A 19,613-nucleotide genomic window follows, 5' to 3' on the forward strand; every position below is an offset into this window, starting at 1 on the left:
AATATACCTTTTATTCCTTAATGACACAAATCCGGGAGTTTCTGAGACATGTCGTAAAGTCCTAAAATTCATTGCATTCTAACTTTGCAGCAACAATAAAGAAAATAATATTAACCCTAATAAAGTAAATACCATGAAATCTCAAGTAACACTTAAAACAATCGCTAAAGCACTAAATCTTTCTACTTCCACTGTATCCAGAGCTTTGGCAGACCAGTGGGATGTAAATTCGCAGACAAAAGAAATCGTAATGGAATTGGCCACCAAATTAAACTACAAGCCCAATATCATGGCAGTGAAACTTAAACAATGCCATAAGAATAATACGGAAGTCAGTAAACAACCTAAAATTACCATCAAAGAAATGGCACGCCAACTCAATCTGGCACCATCTACCATATCACGCGCATTAGCCAATAAAAAAGATATTAGCCTGAACACCAGAAAGGCTGTACAGGCTTTAGCTAAGAAGCTACATTATCGTCCAAATCCTATCGCTATCATCTTAAAACAACAACATACTAAACGTGCATCAGCATAATCTCATATTAATGCGAATCAAGAGTTGAAATTGATTCATAACCCGTCAGAAATGAACTAAATGCAATAGCTAACTCCTTTCTTAGGCATTCCTATGCTTTTTCCCTTCCAACGGTTAGCCTTTTCCATCCGAACGCTTATTCTTTCCACCGTGGAGTTTCTTTCTTTCCACCATGGTGGAAAGAAAGTTTCCCCGTGATGGAAAGAAACTTTCTCCATGGTGGAAAGAATAAGTACCTACTACAATTTTCCTTAACCGTCGCAGCGAAAAGGGATAAAAGTGGCGATGCGGCGGCTTAACCTCTGAAACTTAATATTATTTATGCGGATCAGGAGTTGGATTGTGTTCATAACCCTGCAAAAAGCGTGCATATCTGGCGGATATATATTAGGAAAAGAACAGGAGTTAAATGCATTTTCTCTCGAAGCGTTAACCTTAAACAAGCCCACTCTTCGAGAGAAAGGATTTTACAAGCTTATTCCACAGCCTTTTTATAACGCAACAATGCTTCTAAGAAATAATAATCGGCATAAGAAAGCGGTACATCTACTTCGCTATTTTCCGGAAGATTACCGACACTATGCTTTAGAATAAAATTACAGTTAGTTCCCGGTTCAGCAAGATAATGAGGTGAAGCTAGAGTTCGAAGTTGTTTTTCAGCTATTGAGAGATAATTTTGTCCTGTTTTCTCATCTGTAACAAAACCACTCAGCTCTACAAAAGCAGAGGCCATTATTGCACCGGCTGAAGCATCGCGATATTCATTACCGTTAGGAGCATCAAAGTCCCAATAAGGAATACCATCAACCGGAAGACGTGAAAGAAGCATATCGGCAATATTTTCTGCGTGTTCCAAATACTTTTCATCTCCGGTCATGCGAAACATCATTGTATAGCCATAAAGTGCCCAGGCTTGCCCTCTCCCCCATGATGATTCATTGGCATAACCCTGTACTGTTTGCTGGCTACGCACATGTCCATCTTCAGGATCATAATCTACCAGATGATAAGAAGAATAATCTTTACGGAAATGATTTTTAAGGGTAGTATTTGCATGTGTACGAGCTATATATTCCAAAGTATCATTATCAAAGGTTTTCGATGCAAACATCAGCAATTCCAAATTCATCATATTATCAATGATAACAGGGTATTTCCAACCACGGCGCAAGAAATCCCAGCTTCGGGTTACTCCAGTTACAGAACTAAGCGGGTCGCCAATGATTGTGCCCCTTGATAAAGAACTTTCTTATAATCTTCATTTCCCGTGAGACGAAAACCATTACCATAACTACAATTTAACTGGAAACCTACATCATGGTCATTGGTTACGTATTGAATAGGATCCAGTTTCAACGTATTCTTTTCGGCCAATGTCTTCACGGCTTCATTTTGAGTATACTCATAAATATACCAGAGTGAACCGGGATAAAACCCGCTACACCACCAATAAATTGTCGAAGATTTGAATGTACTGTCCGGAGCTATGGACTGCGGTAAAGTAGTACTTTCCAAACGAGTATCCATTGTCAAATACTGCTGTTCAGCAACGGTAAATACACGTGCCGTCAATGCATCCATTGATTCCTGTTTCGAACACGAAACAAGGAAACCAATTAAACTTAATAAGAGCCATTTCTTTTTCATAAATCCTTTTTATAATTTAATTAACAAATAATTCATCTGATAAGATTTAATGTCACTTTCAACAAATTCTTCCGGTTTGCAGGAAGATAAGTTTCAAAACCTACACGCATACTTCCCGGATTAGGTTCATCAAAAACATGGAGGGGGGCATTTGACCAAAGTTTCATTTCAACATCATCCGGTGCAGCCACGGTAAGCAACATTCGGTGTCCATCCTTAGCCAATTCTATTTGATTCTTACCGATGATTTTTGCTTCAGCCGGTGTTACCATAATCCAAGTTACCAAAGCCTCTTTTTCTCCCGTAACCAGTTCATCTTTCACAATCAGATCATCTTCTTCATTCAGATAAATGATGCGGACAACTTTTTCCATATCATCAGCAAAAACGCTTGTAAGATTTACTTCTGCCCCTTTCCTATCTTCACTTTTATATATTCTGCTTATGGGAGCATAACTATTCACTAAATGCCGCTTATTATTTATCGTAAGCGTATTATGTGCCATATTACCAAGACGGAACACTTCCCACCGTTGGCCTTCTTGAAACTGATCCCATAAATTTACTCCTCTACTCTCCAAACTTAAATAATTTTGCATACCGAGATCTATCCCCCAGCGTATTCCCTCCCTTTCATAAATAAACGAACCGGCATCCATATGCGCATGAGAAGTTAAGGGAGAACCTCCTTTTACGGCCAGATAGCTATCTTTTTTACTATTCCATCCGCCACGATAAATAAAAACCGGTGTCTTTCCACCATTATGCCAAAAACGACAGGAAGGCGGTTGTATATTACTCAAATCCTGATGAGCACAAAAAATCAACAGACAGGGCAATAAACGATCTTCTGCAAAACTAACTGAAGGATCCTCTAAATATTGATTTTCTAACCATAGTAAAGATAAATCCCCCATTTTCTTAGCAAACCAAAACATCATCATATTACATCTCACTCCATTAACAGCATCCGAAAAATTAAAGTATTCGCCACTTGGAGCTGTCATAAATTCCATAAAGCGAGCTGATTCCAAAAAACCGGGATATTCGGATAGCCCGGCATCTGTCCCCAATGCACTTTCAAGGGCAGCAATAAGTAACACCTGAAAACTGGTACCATATCCCCAATAATGAAAGCCCTCCGGATATCCTCCATCCGGTCCATAAGCCACTAAAGCTTTAGGATTAGTCAACAAGCACTTCTCTATAATTTTTTTTGCCTTATCCGGCACATCCTCAAAAACTGCAAGCGCACCACACAATAAACCACCATTACAAACAGAATTCCAGTTAGATACCGCTCTGTAAAACCATTCATCAGGAGCAGCGGCATCCAGACCTTTTTCTACAATTGCGTCACGTACTATAGAACGTATTTCCGGTTCCAAATACTCATAAAGCCAATCATAACCTATGGATAATGCTAACACCATTTCTCCCACGTCCAAAAAGTGAGATGGATTCCAATCTGGAAAACGGCTTACCGAAAGCATTTCTTGTGTCGCACGATAAGCATACTTTTCTTCCTTCGTCATGCGATAGGCATATGAAAGATAGAAAATCCGTTTTAATGCCAAACGGGAAACACCCAGCAACCGCTTCCCTTCCATAACTCGTTCCGCCATTTGTTGAATGAGTATCTCATCAGATTCTTTCAAAATACGCTCATGAACCTTCAATAACGATGGGAAGCATGTTATTGACCTCTTCACAGCTTCTTCTCCTCCTTGCGTTAATAATAAACGAGGATGAGGGTTCATTCTTTCATAATCCAAAGACTGCGCACACAGCACTAAAGAATAAAAAACTAAAACTGACAATAAGATTGTTCGCTGTAGACGAGGTTTACAAAAAAGGAATAAATATATCATCATATTAATTACTTAAAAGTTCAACAACATGACAAATATCACAATATTATAGAATAATATAGAATCATTATCTGCAAAATCGACGGGAACGTTTTCCTTAACTAAAGCTAACCATCTTTCTGTGCAAGGTATGCAAAAGTATGTTTTTATATAGGAATAATCAACTATATAACAAGCTATTAACATTAAAAACCTACAAAATCGTTCCCGATGATTTTCATCATTCTTTGCATAAGTTATCATATTATTTCAGAGATTTGCATGTGTAACTCAATATATAACATAAAACAAATCTAAAATGAGCAGAATAGAAACAACATTATTATCCAGCAATTTTGAGGTTGAAAATCATAAAGTTGCAATCAGTAAAAGCCTAATAAATATCTAAATACTAATTATTATTCAGTTATATGAAAAACAATTTATCACATCCATGCATGTGGCAGCAAGGTCACACACGATGCTATCGTCTGGCCCAATCAGTAGTTCTGACTGCTTTGTTGGGCATTGGCACAGTACAAGCTGGTCAGCCCTTTATTACGACATCCCTTTCAACGCAGATTCATAGTGTTGCTATGGAACAACAAACGGGCAATATATCAATAAAAGGGCATGTAGTAGATAACAAGGGAGAAATCCTTATTGGCGTTACTGTCATGGTAAAAGGTACCAATAACGGTGTCATCACAGATATGAATGGTAACTTTACCATTACCGCAAAAAACGGCCAAACACTGGTTCTTTCTTATATCGGATACAAAGATGTGGAAGTCAAAGTGCAGCAAAGCAATCTGAACATTACAATGCAGGAAGACGCTCAAGCACTTGACGAAGTTGTAGTTATCGGATATGGTACAGCTAAAAAGAAGGATTTAACCGGTGCTATTTCAAACATTCGTCCGACCGACTTAAAAGCAGAAATGCCCCGTAATATGCACGACTTATTGCGTGCTAATGCTGCCGGTCTGAACATCTCAGTCAACAACGAAGCAAAAGGTGGCGGCGACTTCCTTATACGTGGTAAAGGTACTTTAAAAGCCGGTTCACAACCGTTACTTGTTGTAGACGGAGTTATTTATAATGGCGAACTTAGCGAATTGAACCCCAACGACATCATTTCAATCGACGTACTGAAAGATGCCAGTTCTGCTGCTGTATATGGTGCAAAAGCAGCAAACGGAGTCATTGCTATCACTACACAGAAAGGTATAGCAGGCAGCAAGCCTGTGATTAACGTCAATACAAGTTGGGGATTAGTCACTCCTATTAAGAGCCGCAAACTCAGAAACGCCGAGCAATTTCTTGATTTCCGTCAAGCATACGAAATCGGTAGGCAAACGGATGAATACCTTGAACAATATCCGGGAATGTATACCGATCCAAGGAAGCTTAATGGAATAGATAAAGTAGACTGGTACAATTATGACCAGAAGGATAAAGTTACGTCTGTATCAGAAGAAGAACTAATAACGAAATGGTTGTCACGTCTGGACCTATCTACCCCTGAAATCAATAATTATTTCAATGGTAAACTAACCAATTGGCAAGATTTGATGTTAAACAATGCAGTACAACAAAACTACAACGTCAGCATTAGCAAAAAAGGTGAAGATTACCAATACTATTGGTCCATTGGCTATATGGACAATGAAGGTATCAAAGATGGTGATGCGTTTAGCCGTTTCACTACCCGCCTGAATCTGGAATCCAATGTCAGCAAGTATATCACAGTGGGATTGAATATGAACTTCTCCAGCCGTGACGAAAGTGCTATTGCTGTCGATACTAAAGCTTTGACATGGTTTTCTCCGTATTGTAGTAATGATGTTAACAATCCAGAAAGTGCTAACCAGCACTATCCTAATGGTTCAAACACCATCGCCAACCCATTCTATGACCGTAAATATACAGATAAGAAACAGGTATACATGAATCTGGACGGAACTATCTACGGACGCCTGAATTTACCATTCGGTTTCTCTTACCAGATGAACTTTACTCCGCGCTTGGCCTGGAACGAAAGTTTTGAGCACAAATCAGCCAAGAATGATGCTTGGGCAGGAGAAGGTGGTTCCTCCTTCCGCCAGCATAATAAAGCCTTCAACTGGCAGGTAGACAATGTCTTCAACTGGAAATATGAATTCTTCGATAAACATAAAGTAGAAGCTACTTTCCTAGTCAACGCCGAAAAATCACAAAGTTGGATGACTAAGAGTACTAACAAAGGATACAATCCGAGTGACGCGTTAGGCTATCATGGTATCCACTTGGGCAACAATCCTACTGCATTGAGTACTGACCAATACACTACTGGTGATGCTTTGATGGGACGTCTTTTCTACTCCTTTAGCAATAAATATATGTTGACTGCTTCTGTTCGTCGTGACGGTTACTCAGCTTTCGGTATGATGAACCCACGTGCTACATTCCCTGCCGTTGCTTTGGCATGGGTATTCACAGAAGAAAAATTCATGAAGAAAACCTCCTCATGGCTAAGTTATGGTAAATTACGCTTCTCTTGGGGTGAAAATGGAAATAGAGACATTGGTATCTATGCCGCTCTCGCAGAACTGACTTCTAATCCGACTTGTTGGATCGATGGAAGTGGTAAGTTTTATACCACAACTTATACATTGAACCAAAAAATGCCAAATAGCAAGTTAAAATGGGAACGTGCTAAATCATATAATATAGGTTTGGACTTCGGACTCTTCGGAGATATTTTAAGTGGTTCTATCGAAGTATACAAGAAAATGACCAATGATTTACTAATGGACCGTGCCATTCCACCTATCACTGGATTTAGCAAAGTATTGAGTAATATGGGACAACTCCAGAATACAGGTTTTGAATTAACATTGAATGCCAACATCATGAGACGCAAAAACTTTGAATGGAGTGCTACAGGCAACTTTTCACTCAACCGCCGTAAGATTAAGCACTTGTACGGTAACATGAAGAATATTCTTGATGCTGACGGTAATATCATCGGTCAGGTGGAAGACGATGATATCACTAACAAATGGTTTATTGGTGAGGACCCAGACCGCATTTGGGATTATATAGGAGATGGTGTATGGCAACAAGATGAAGCTGAAGAAGCTGCAAAATATGGTTGTCAGCCGGGTGACTTTAAATATCTGGACCTCAATGAAAATGGGAAATTGGATCAGGATGACAAGAGACATCAGAAATATACGACTCCCCGCTTCCGCTGGACATTACGTAACAATTTCCAATTGTTCAACGATTTGGATGTTTCATTCATGTTATACTCTTTATGGGGACACCATGGTTCATATGCTGATGCCGCCAACAATAACTTAGATGCTTCTATCAGTTGCAGTTACGATCAGCCTTACTGGACACCGGAAAATCCGATTAATGACTATGCACGTATCGGTTCAAAGAATTTAGGAACACATTATGTAAACAAGTCATTTATCCGTTTGGACAATATCACAGTTTCATATCGCCTGCCACAAAAATGGACAAAAGTTGTGGGTATCCAAGATTTACGCTTCAACGCATCCATTCATAATGTAGCAGTCTTTGCTCCTCATTACGACGGCTGGGATCCTGAATCAAACAGCCCAATGGGAAGAACATTCAATTTCGGTATTAACTTTACACTCTAATTTGAAAGAACAATGAAAAAGAACAGAATATTCAAAACTATCAGTGGTGCCGCTTTATGTACGGCACTACTAACCGGATGTAGCGAAAGCTGGTTGGAACCTAAACCCCTCTCTTTCCTCACTCCTGAAAATGCATACGTTGATGCTGACGGTCTGCTCACTTCTCTGGCAGCAGCCGAGCGTTCCATGCGTCATGAATACTTTGGAAACGGAAGTGGATATACTTGTGAACTTATCTTCTCCGACCTCTGCATCAGCGGAACGACTGATAAAGCAGGCCCCTTGCAGGATATGGATCGCCAATTAATGCCGGATGCGAACTTTAATAATGCAGAAAACTCCTATTTGACATCACATAACTGGGATGAGAACTGGAATCAAATAAAATATACGAATGTAGTACTTTCACGTATGAAAGATACAAAATTCGTGAATGAAGCTGAAAAGAACAAAGTATTAGGTACAGGTTACTTCCAACGTTGTTACAGATACTGGCGACTAATCAACCAGTTCGGGGATGTCCCCTTCATTGATGTCGAAGTCACATACCCACGGTATGATTTTAATACATGTGACCGTTGGAGCATCTTGCGTCGTATGAAAAAAGAACTGGAATTTGCATACCAATGGGTACCCGAACAAGTAGACCGTGGACACACCACAAAATCGGCCTGTGGCGTACTGTTGATGAAAGTCTATATGTCATTGGGAGAATTCGACAATGCTATCAAAGTTGGAAATGAAATCGTAGCTAAACACCCACTGATGGTCAACCGTTTTACTTCCACTAAAAACAATCATCCCAACCTGATGTTTGATCTGCATAGCGTAGAAGCCAAAAGTGATCCGGCCAACACAGAAGGTATATTATATGGTGTATCCGAACCGAATAATGCCAGTGGCACAGGTTCTGCAAAAACAGAAATCATGGCTAACTGTGTTCCTATGTGGAATAATAACGTAGTAAAAACTCCGAGTGGTAAAACTGGTTTCGCCGTCACTCCCGACAGCAAAGACGTTACAGCCGGCATTGTGGAAGACGTGAACAAAACATATGGACGAGGCATTGCCCGTGTACGCCCCACCAACTACTTCCAATATACCATCTGGACAGAGAAAGAGAAAAATGACTTACGTGGCCGCTACAACCACGATAGCTGGAGACGTATGGAAGACCTAATTTATAATGACCCGGCCCTGAAGAAAGCTAATGATCCCTGGTATGGAAAGAAGGCAGTAAAACCAGTGAATATGTCTTGCGGTGATTCAATCCGCTGCTGGTTTTCATGGCCGCACTACAAAGTTTATATTCCGGATCCGACAGCAGGTAGCGGTCAATGGAAAGGTGGTTCAAGCCCTATTTACCTGATGCGTAGTGCCGAAGTTTACCTGATGCTTGCCGAATGCTATTATTGGAAAGATAATCTGAGTGAAGCAGCCAATATGCTGAATGTAGTCCGTAACCGTGCAGGCGCCGATCCGCTGACTGCTCAAAACATCAATATCGGTGAAATTCTGAACGAACGTGCACGTGAACTTTATTACGAAGAACATCGTCACATTACATTGGTTCGTATCGCTTATACATACGCACTGACAGGTAAACCTTGTGAAATATTCAACGGACGTACCTACAAAATGGAAAACTTATGTGGTCCAAAGGGAGCCAGCAACTTGAAAGATGCCGGATACAATTTCTGGTTCGACTGGATCAGTCAACATAACAATTTCTATAACAAAGGTGTAAAGAACAGATTTGCTGAATACACCATGAGTGTTCATCACATGTTATGGCCTATTCCTAACAAAGATATCAGAGCCAACACCAATGGGCACATTAATCAAAATAATGGTTATTTAGGTTGTGAAAATAATGTAACTCCCTTGCAGGTACCCGAAGAAGGTCAGTTCATGAAAGATTAATCGTGGATATTCACTTTTATGAAGAATTACCCCTGCCACATATATTTGTAGTAGGGGTAAATTTTATAATTTACAAAGCATAAAGATATGTACAAGCTTTCATATAACATTTCATTTGCCGAATGGAAAAGAAAATGGTTACTATTGTTGATAATCAATTTCTGTATAACACCCATAGAAATGCTGGCAAACTATAAGATTGAATCTTCCAATTATATTTTAAGAATAGCATCCAAAGATAAAGGAAGGTTGCTGTTGCAAAACAAACAATCGGAGACATTAGTACAACTTGGCGAGCTGAAACTTGGCCAGTGGCCTCAACTGGAACTCAAAAACAATTGTAAATATGAAATAACTGAGGTGAATGGGGCAAGTGCCATTCGTATCCATTATTTTTTTCCTCCATCAGTACCGACTTCGATGAAACTTACAGGTACATTCATAGTGCATCAAGACCGGGTGGACGTACAGTATTTGCTTTCAGGAGTTCCCGAAAAGTATAAGGCTGACTGGAAAGGATGTCAGTTCCGTTTCTGCCTGCCCGAAAACGCCGGTACTCAAAAACTTCCGGAAGCCAAATTGGGGATATGGCAGCGGGATGCTAAAGGAGGACTTCCGTTAGAAACAGCCGATGCCAAAATATTCCCGTTTTTGATAAAAAACCGCTTGCTTTGCCTTACTTATGGAGCCGATAACAAAGTCGACTCAAATTGGCAAAGCGAGGACTACAGACATACGATTCTACCTCGTCAAGAAGACGGCAACTATTTCACTCAGTTCTCAATCCTATTTCCTCCTTATGGATGGCCTTACGAAGCTATCAGTGCAAAATGGCAGAAACGTCCATTTGCCTTAACACTCACCACAGAGAAAGTCTATAACTGGTGGGAGGACGCAACTGCTCCAATCGGCGTACAAGCTAAAATCATCAATACGTCACCAGTTCCACAAAAATGCATACTTAAGTATTGGATTCGTGACTATGACGGAAATTACATAGTGAATGACTCCAAAAAATACTTCTTAGAAACAGGAGAAGTACAAGTTCACCCCATTGAATTTACAGCAGACACAGAACGGGAAATTTATTTTGTAGAAGTCTCCGTTGAAGATGAAAACGGAAAAGAACAGATTTTCTCGAGGACAAGTCTGGCTATATTGCCTCCTCATGAGTTTAAAGCCACACCCGATGAAAACATTATGGGGCTTTCAGCCTATTGGGCCATTCCCGATTCCATGAATCTAAAACGTTTATTAAACCGGATGGGAGTCCGATGGGTACGTAACGGAATCACCAGCAGTTTCAAAAACATAGAAGCCACATTTCACAATAACATAGACTGGAAGAAGAAATGGAAAGATACAGAGCGGGAAGAATTGATACGTTCCTTTTTCCGAAAGATTGTGAAGAATGGGAACAAAATATGGGAATTTGGCAATGAACTGAACATGAGTTCACCGGACATTGCCGGTGCCGGTGAAGGCATTGGTAAGGCTAGTTTGGCCGAAGCATATATAGAGTGGTTGAAAGCCATACGCAAAGTTCAAAAAGAAAAAACTGAATGGCAGAACATTCAGATTATCTCATTCGGAATAGCAGGTGCAGATGAGGTCTTCCTGGAAAAGATTGTAGAATTAGGAGGATGGGACTTACTGGACGGAATCGCATTGCATCCGGGCAGAGGTAATTTTACACCTGATTTTCCGGTAATCGCTCCTTGGGAAGATTTCAAGAAGCCCGCTTTCGGATATCAATACTGGAATTATTACGGTTCTATCCGAGTAGTCAAGAACTTCATACAAAAGCATGGAGGCGACAAAGATTTGTACCTCACCGAAATATATGCGCTTGATTATCCCAATCATTCATGGAACGACACCCCTCGCGAGGCGGCGGAGAATTTATTATTATCATATGCGCTTGCAGCGGCAGAGGGAGTAAAGAATGCGCTTTACTATCAGCTATTTAACTCCGTATGGTTCGACCATTTAGGAGTAAATGCCACTAACCGGGAGTATTTCTTTGGGATGATCAACCGAGATTTAAGCTTCAAGCCTTCTTTGATGGCCTTTTGCAACACGGCTGAAGTATTGGATAAAGCCACATTCAAAGGCTGGATACGGATGGACGAAAAGCATCCGTGCAGCAGAGGAATTTTATTTGATACTCCTCGGGGAAGCATGGCTGTACTTTGGGACAGGACAGAAGGAAATATCCTGACTCATCCCAACGGAGATATTTTTCCGGAACCTTGGGTAAGCTCATGGAAAACAAAAAAGAGACTGACATTGCCAAGCAATGTTCCAGAGGTCACCTTACTGAATGCCATCGGACAAAAACAGATAGTGCCTACTACCGATAATCAAGTAACTATAGAATTGACTGGTGCTCCTTGCGTAATATACGGAATAGATGCATCACGAATTCAGCTTTATCATTAATCAAGGATACCATAAAGTTTAAAAGATTAAGAATAATATAAACTATTTACTATGAATACTCAAAAAAAGATTACAGGAATATTGTGCTTCTTACAGTGTTTTGTACTTACGGTGTTGGCTGAAAGTCTTCCTAAAGACACTATCTTCAGATATCTTGCTTCTAAAGCAAATTATGAAGAAGAAAACATTCCGAATTACGACCTACCTAATCCATTGATAATGAAAAACGGAAGCACTATAAATACCCTGAAACAATGGAACCAAAAACGCAGGCCGGAACTACTCCGACTCTTCGAAACGGAAATGTTCGGCAAAGCACCTAAACATCCGAAAGATATGCACTTCAAAATTCTGACAGAAGACAAAAATGCGTTAGGCGGTATAGCTACACGTAAGGAAGTTTCGGTTTACCTGACAAAAAGTGACAAACACTACTTTACAGTCCTCATATATATTCCGAACAAGCGTTCAGGAGCAGTTCCTCTATTCTTCGGATTAAACTTCAAAGGTAACCATACCATCAGCCTAGATCCCGGTATATCCTATCCAACTCCCGAAAAACAAAAAGAATTTTTATGGAAGAGACTGCCTCCCCGAGGCATTGCAGCTGCCCGATGGCCCATTGAGATGCTAATGGAAAACGGATACGCCCTTGCCACTATCTATCGCGGAGACATTGACCCCGATTTTGATGATGCATTTAAAAATGGAGTTCACCCTCTATTCTACAAAAAAGGACAACATCATCCGGCTAACGACGAATGGGGAACCATAGCCGCGTGGGCATGGGCCATGAGCTGTGCGATGAACTATTTCGAAACAGACAAAGATATCAACACATCCCAAGTAGCCGTGTTCGGACATTCACGGCATGGTAAAGCCGCCTTATGGGCAGGAGCCACAGACCAACGTTTTGCTATGATTATCTCCAATTGCTCTGGTTGCGGAGGGGCCGCCCTTTCCCGACGTGCAATCGGAGAAACCATTCAAGCCGTCAACCAACAGTTTCCCCATTGGTTTTGTCGCAACTTCCGGAAATACAACAGCAAAGAGAACACGCTTCCTTTTGACCAGCATGAGTTGATAGCTCTTTTAGCCCCACGTCCAGTTTATATTGCCAGCGCCACCGAAGATCAATGGGCCGACCCTAAAGGAGAATTCCTATCCGGAGTACATGCTACTCCGGTATATGAGTTTATATTCGGAGCAAAGGGGCTAGATGCCAAAGAGATGCCTCCAAGCGATACTCCTCTACAAGACGGTAGTATCGCCTACCACATTCGTTCTGGCAGGCACGACATCACTCAATATGACTGGAAACAGTATGTGAAGTTTGCAGATAAATGGTTCAGAAAGTGACCTAACACCGAGGCATATGGGGCATGACCCACAAGATAGATAGAAGTGTTAGCCAAGCAAAAAGATTGCTTTGTGTAACACTTCTATCTTAAGGATAATATAAACTGTTCTATTGCTTGATAACCTTCTTGGTTATACGTTCGACACCATTTATGTCGAAGACTGCGTAATAGATTCCTGCATTGATTCCGGTCACGTTTATGCTGTATTCCAAGGTATTACCTGATACAGGAATTGATTGACTTACAATCTGCTGCCCGATTACATTATATATAGAGAGATGCATTTGCTCGATGTCCGAATGAAAATTAGCTTTGATGAACAATCGATCCTTTACTGGATTGGGACTTATTCGTAGATCTTTCCCGTTGACATAAAGGTTCTCTATGCTGGTCGGGGCATCTCCGTGAAGCTGCATCTGAGAGGCATCCATGCCGTAAATAATAACAGGAGCTCCAGTTAGAGTTATTGTAGCTTTATGGTCTTTCACCGGGATTGATTCTTTTTGTCCGATGGCATTCAATACCGTAATGCTTTCTTCTTTGCAGGGCAAAGTCAGTTCCGTTTGTATATTCCATGAACTGATCCAAGGTTCCGGAGAACTGTTCCCATTGGGACGTGGAAGTATATCGCCTTCTATTCTATCCCAAATAATACTCATAGGACCTTTAGGCGTATCGAACATGATTCCTTTGCTGAAAGGATTATTTTCACTAAACTTGATCCATCCTTTGAAACGAGCCCCATCCAACGCTTCGGATATATTGCAGTAGGCCATGAGGGAAGGCTTGAAACTTAGATCGCGGTTGATTAGACCAAAGAAATATTCACGGTTGTCTTCTCTCACGCCTAATTGATTGTTCCATACTGAATTGAATAGCTGGTAATAGAGTGCATTCTTTACTCCTTCAGCAGCGGCAAGTGCAAATGAGAGGACCACGTTCTCGGCTGATTCGCGGGAAGTGTCATTCCATGAATGGTTCGGAAAGTCAAGTGCGTAGATTTCCGTCAGGTATAAATCTTTATCATTTCCATGTGCTTTGATGAAGTTTTTGAGAATACGGATGGAACCGTAGTAATTCCAGTATTGATATCCTGAAGAAGGTTTCTCAAATTCATTCCATGGAACTGTTACAGGATAATCGGGAGTAAAGTTACCTCTTCCTGGATGAAGTGCTATTCCATCCAGCAATTCCCAACCTCCTAGTGTGACGAGTTTTTCCAGGAATACTTCGTCAGTACCGGCAAAACCGAAAGATATAATTTTAATTTTTTGCCATTCCGTTTTTTCCGACTGTATCTTGCGGATAGCTTTTAACCATTTCACATAAGACTCGGCCAATAGTGCTTTTCCGATACCTTCACCGGCTCCACCTATATCAGGAGAACTCATATTCAGTTCATTGCCGAACTCCCAAATTTTGTTTCCGTTCTTCACTATTTCTTGGAAGCAGGTTCGGATTTGTTTATCTCGTTCTGTATCACTCCACTTTTTTGTCCAGTCGATATTGTTATGATACATTGCTTCAATATTCTTGAAACTGCTGTTAATTCCGTTTCTTACCCATCTGACCCCCATTCTGTTGAGTAACCGTTTCAATTCTGTTGAGTCGGGGATAGCCCAGTAAGCGGAAAGTCCCATGATGTTTTCATCAGAAGTAGATGTGAATTCGTGTGGGGGGAGGAGCCCTATATTCGTTCTGTGAAATACTTGCTCCTTGCCAGTTTCATCCTCGATGGAAGCCTCTATAAAGTAGATTTCTCTTTCGCTTTCGGGGGTGAACTCAATGGGATAGACCTGTAGCTGACCGGCTTCTAAAGTAAGTGAACGGCTTTCATTGACAACATAATTTCCGGCATAGTCTCTGATCCAATATTTGAGTGTACAATTTTTCTTCTCTTGGGAAGTGTTGGCCAGATTTGCTTTTACACTTAATGTTCCGGATGCATTTTCCCACCAATTGTAAGGTTTATCGGTGCTGAGAGTTAATGCAAAGGGACGTCCTTTCCATTGGGCACAGATGGCTTCGTACGGCCAGTCCGAAGAAGCCACCAGTACGGAGAACTTCGTGGAATAGGAACCGTCTTTATTATCAATTAAGACGGTATGCCTGTACCAGTCGTCCTTCCAACTGGAATTAGCCTTATTCTCAGGACCATAGGCCAGACATATTATTTTATCTTTTACGAGGAATGGGAAGAAATTGGAATCTGCGGCTTCAATGGGCAATCCTCCTTGCACATCCCGTTGCCATAAGCCGAGTTTGGCCTCTGGCAATATTTGGGTATTTGCCTTGTTGGAGAGTATGAAGCGAAATTGTGAGCCTCCCCAGTTGGTGACATATCCGGTAGGAACACCGGAAACCGAATATTGGACGTCTACCCGGTCGGGACGTGCAATGAAGGTTCCGGTCAGTGTAATGGAAGAAGGTACAGATGAAGGAAAAGTGTAGGTGGCGCGGATGGCCTGATATCCGTTTACTTCAATGATTTCATAACTGCATGTATTTTCCATTGTGATGGCAGGTGTCCATCCGAACTTTAGTTTTCCGAGTTGAATCAGGTTTTCAGATTCCTTGTTTTTGATGTACAAAGTCTCTGTGTTTGTGCCTGATGCTTGCAGGATGTAATTGGGCATCTCAATTTTGTATAAAGTTTGCGCATTTAATGGTGCAATGCACAGACTTATCAAACATAATATCCAAATTCGTTTTAATTTGTGAACTGATTGAGGGAGTAGTGTCTTTTTCTGCATAAATTTTGGTAATTTAGTGATTATACAATTACAGCCGGAAACTGGCTGGCAAGACAAAACTAAGGATTTGAAACAGGTTGTTCAAAGAAACAGGGATAAATCATCGGAAACGATTTCATGAAAAAATGTAAGGATAAAAAAAAGGATGCATTTCTGTCTGCGCGTTTTCAACCAAGCAATGCTATATTTTTTTCATAAGTATTATGTATGAATTCAACAACATTGCAAATACCGAATCTTTACCAAACCAAATAATTTACAACTAAATCATCGGGAACGTTTTCTGAAATACAGATTTGCAAAATATATCAAAAAGAAAGCAATTCAATAAACAATGCAATCTTCTTTTATGTACTTTTGTATGTACTACTGCCACATAGAAGCAGACATTACAAACTTGAACATTCCATAAGTATGAAAAAAATAATTCTAACCAGCATCTTACTTTTGTTGTATGGAACACTTCTTCCGGCACAAGAAATCGAACAAAATGTAGAAGAACGGCTACAAGCTTTCTTTAAAGAATATACCACCAATACGATAAATATAGGTACTTACAAGTTGGACAGTTTCCGTATCGACTTCCGAAAAAAGAGGTTGCTCATCTATACAAACGAACGCTTTGCCTACCAGCCCTTACGACCAGTAACAGTAGATGCCATTTATCGGCATTTGGGACAAATCTTGCCAGGACCGATAAGTTATTTCAAAATAACCCTTTTTGCAAACGGACGAAGCATTGAAGACCTCATTCCAAATCTTTACCGGAAAGGGAAGGAAGACAAAACACGTCTATTTAATAAGCTGGAATACAAAAGCAATCCGTGGGTAACCCGCATCTCACGTCCATACGAAATTACCCGTGGATTGGAAAGAAGACATATCGCCCTTTGGCAAAGTCATGGAAAATATTATATCAACGACAAAAATACATGGGGATGGCAACGTCCACGCCTGTTTTGTACAACAGAAGACCAGTTCACACAATCATTCATTTTACCCTACCTCATACCCATGCTGGAAAATGCCGGAGCCAATGTATTCACCCCCCGTGAACGGGATACACAAAAACAGGAAGTCATCGTCGACAATGACGGAAGCCTGAATGGATATGGCGGACAAGGCTCCCTCTATTTAGAAGTCAAAAGCCGGAAAGCACGTTGGCAACAGACAAACCAACCAGGATTTGCCCAACAGAAAAGAGTATATCAAGATAACGAAAATCCTTTCATTACCGGGACAGCCCGCTATGCCCAAACCGAAAAGAAAAAGGACAAGGCTTTTGTCGAATGGGTGCCTGACATTCCTGAAACGGGGGAATATGCCGTATATGTGTCTTATCAAACTCTGCCAAACAGTGTAAGCGATGCCAAATATCTCGTATTTCACAACGGAGGTGTCACTGAATTCAAAGTGAACCAACAAATCGGAGGAGGCACCTGGGTATATCTTGGAACATTTGCTTTTGATAAAGGCAAAAACGATTACGGCATGGTAGTACTAAGTAATGAAAGCAAAGAAAAAGGCGTTGTCTGTGCCGATGCCGTACGTTTTGGTGGAGGAATGGGAAATATCGCACGTGGTGGAGAAACCAGCGGACTACCCCGATATCTGGAAGGCTCCCGCTATTTTGCACAATGGGCAGGTATGCCCTACCCCGTTTATAGTGGACGTGAAGGGAAAGATGATATGTCCGATGATATAAACTCTCGTTCCAAAATGATTAATTATCTGTCGGGAGGTTCCATCTTCAACCCAGAAGAGCAAGGACTGGGAGTACCCTTCGAAATGGCAATGGCATTACACAGCGATGCCGGTACCAGCAAAGAAGACAAAATTGTCGGAACACTCGGCATCTATACTACCAAATTCAATAAAGGATTGCTTGCTGGTGGTACCAATCGGTATGCCTCGCGTGACCTTTCCGATATCATACTCACCCAACTCCAGCGGGATATCCGCTCCAACTATGCCATAGACTGGACACGCCGTAGCTTATGGGACCGTAATTATAGTGAAACCCGCCTTCCGGCAGTGCCTTCTACTATCATCGAACTGCTTTCACATCAGAACTTTGCCGATATGCGCCTCGGTCACGACCCCAACTTTAAGTTTACCGTAGGACGTTCCATTTATAAAGCTATTCTGCAATACCTTTGCAATCAGCATGGCAAGGATTATGTAGTGCAACCACTTCCCGTAAGCAACTTTTCCATCCGCTTCGGCGATAAAAAGAATACATTGGAACTCTCCTGGAAGGGTGAGGAGGATCAACTGGAACCTACAGCCAAACCACGTGAGTACATTGTTTATACCCGCATCGGACGCGGAGGATTTGATAATGGCGTACGTGTCAGCAGCCCTTCTTATACAGCCAAAATAGAACCGGGTATTGTCTACTCTTTTAAAGTAACCGCAGCCAATCGGGGGGGAGAAAGTTTTCCGTCCGAGATTCTTGCTGCTTATAAAGCCAAGAAGGAAAAAGGACGTATACTGATTGTCAACGGCTTCGACCGTATCAGTGGACCAGCAGTCATCGATACTCCTATTGAAGCCGGATTTGATTTAACAAAAGATCCGGGCGTACCTTATCTATATGACATTTCTCTTTGCGGCGCTCAAACCGAATTCTCCCGCAAGCAAACGGGAAAGGAGTTGGGACGCAGCAGCGACGAGTGGGAAGGATTAAAAATTGCCGGAAATACCTTCGACTACTCTTTCATACACGGAAAAGCAATACAAGCAGCCGGTAATTATAGCTTTGTATCATGCAGCGATGAAGCTGTAGAAAACGGGCGCGTCCCATTGGAGGTTTATAATATTGTGGATTACATTCTTGGACTAGAGAAAGAAGATCGTCAAAGTAACCCGGCTCGTAACACGTATTATAAAACCTTTTCTTCCCCCATGCAACGCGCATTGACATCATACTGTCAGTCCGGTGGTAATCTACTTATTAGCGGTTCCTACATCGGTAGCGATATGAATAACTCGCAAGGCGACCGGGAGTTTACACAGAATCTTTTGAAATACGCCTACGGACAATCTATCACCGACAGCTATTCAGGAAATATCAGTGGGTTGGGACGTACATTCAGTATCCCCCGCCTGCCCAACGAATATGCTTATCCCGTAACTGCCCCGGAATGTATTCTTCCTACAGGTGGTGCTTTCCCCGTATTCACGTATAATTCCGGCAATCAAAGTGCTGCCATTGCTTATCAGGGCAATTACCGCACCTTCGTCATGGGATTTCCTTTTGAAAGTATCGAGAAGGAAATGGATCGTAATGCTATCATGGCCTCTATCCTGCAATTCCTCACCACAGATTCACGCAAATAAAAATAAAAAAAGGAAGAATAATCAATGAAAGTATGCATAATCTGTGGTGAAAAACTTATCTTTGCTCTCAGAGTATAAACCTTTAAAACATAAAA

8 protein-coding genes and 1 pseudogene are annotated in these 19,613 nt (G+C 41.2%); 6 read left to right on the plus strand and 3 right to left on the minus strand.

From position 1 onward, the window contains the following. The first annotated feature begins 133 nt into the window (after nt 1–133). The gene (locus BACINT_RS13310; protein WP_007663930.1) at nt 134–541 is read left to right on the plus strand and encodes a LacI family DNA-binding transcriptional regulator; all 408 of its coding nucleotides are present in this window, start codon (nt 134–136) and stop codon (nt 539–541) included. A gap of 475 nt (nt 542–1,016) precedes the next feature. Here the strand turns inward: BACINT_RS13310 and BACINT_RS13315 are convergent. Both BACINT_RS13315 and BACINT_RS13320 read right to left on the minus strand, forming a co-directional pair. After that, a pseudogene (locus BACINT_RS13315) lies at nt 1,017–2,188 on the minus strand (glycoside hydrolase family 88 protein). A gap of 32 nt (nt 2,189–2,220) precedes the next feature. Next, complete coding sequence (locus BACINT_RS13320; RefSeq protein ID WP_081450318.1) at nt 2,221–4,062, minus strand: heparinase II/III domain-containing protein; 1,842 nt, start codon at nt 4,060–4,062, stop codon at nt 2,221–2,223. Between the two features lie 407 nt (nt 4,063–4,469). Between BACINT_RS13320 and BACINT_RS13325 the strand changes: the two genes are divergently transcribed. From BACINT_RS13325 to BACINT_RS13340, 4 genes are all read left to right on the plus strand, one after another. Then, nucleotides 4,470–7,697, plus strand: a complete 3,228-nt coding sequence (locus BACINT_RS13325; RefSeq protein WP_232288765.1) for a SusC/RagA family TonB-linked outer membrane protein — start codon at nt 4,470–4,472, stop codon at nt 7,695–7,697. A gap of 12 nt (nt 7,698–7,709) precedes the next feature. Beyond that, nucleotides 7,710–9,620 carry a RagB/SusD family nutrient uptake outer membrane protein gene (locus BACINT_RS13330; protein WP_007663941.1) on the plus strand — a complete coding sequence of 637 codons (1,911 nt, stop codon included), beginning with the start codon at nt 7,710–7,712 and terminating at the stop codon, nt 9,618–9,620. An 87-nt stretch (nt 9,621–9,707) separates the two neighbouring features. Next, the gene (locus BACINT_RS13335) at nt 9,708–12,062 is read left to right on the plus strand and encodes a hypothetical protein (RefSeq protein WP_007663943.1); all 2,355 of its coding nucleotides are present in this window, start codon (nt 9,708–9,710) and stop codon (nt 12,060–12,062) included. Nucleotides 12,063–12,113: 51 nt separating this feature from the next. Next, nucleotides 12,114–13,421 carry a glucuronyl esterase domain-containing protein gene (locus BACINT_RS13340; RefSeq protein WP_007663944.1) on the plus strand — a complete coding sequence of 436 codons (1,308 nt, stop codon included), beginning with the start codon at nt 12,114–12,116 and terminating at the stop codon, nt 13,419–13,421. 109 nt (nt 13,422–13,530) lie between these two features. Here the strand turns inward: BACINT_RS13340 and BACINT_RS13345 are convergent, their stop codons facing one another. Beyond that, nucleotides 13,531–16,176 (minus strand): T9SS type A sorting domain-containing protein, encoded by a 2,646-nt coding sequence (locus BACINT_RS13345; protein ID WP_007663945.1) that lies wholly within the window; start codon nt 16,174–16,176, stop codon nt 13,531–13,533. Between the two features lie 414 nt (nt 16,177–16,590). On the opposite strand from BACINT_RS13345, the gene BACINT_RS13350 reads away from it, so the two are divergent. Next, nucleotides 16,591–19,518: a golvesin C-terminal-like domain-containing protein gene (locus tag BACINT_RS13350; protein WP_007663950.1), complete on the plus strand. Its 2,928-nt coding sequence runs from the start codon at nt 16,591–16,593 to the stop codon at nt 19,516–19,518. Nucleotides 19,519–19,613: the final 95 nt, after the last annotated feature.

It is taken from the genome of Bacteroides intestinalis DSM 17393, from assembly GCF_000172175.1.
GTDB classification, from domain to species: domain Bacteria; phylum Bacteroidota; class Bacteroidia; order Bacteroidales; family Bacteroidaceae; genus Bacteroides; species Bacteroides intestinalis.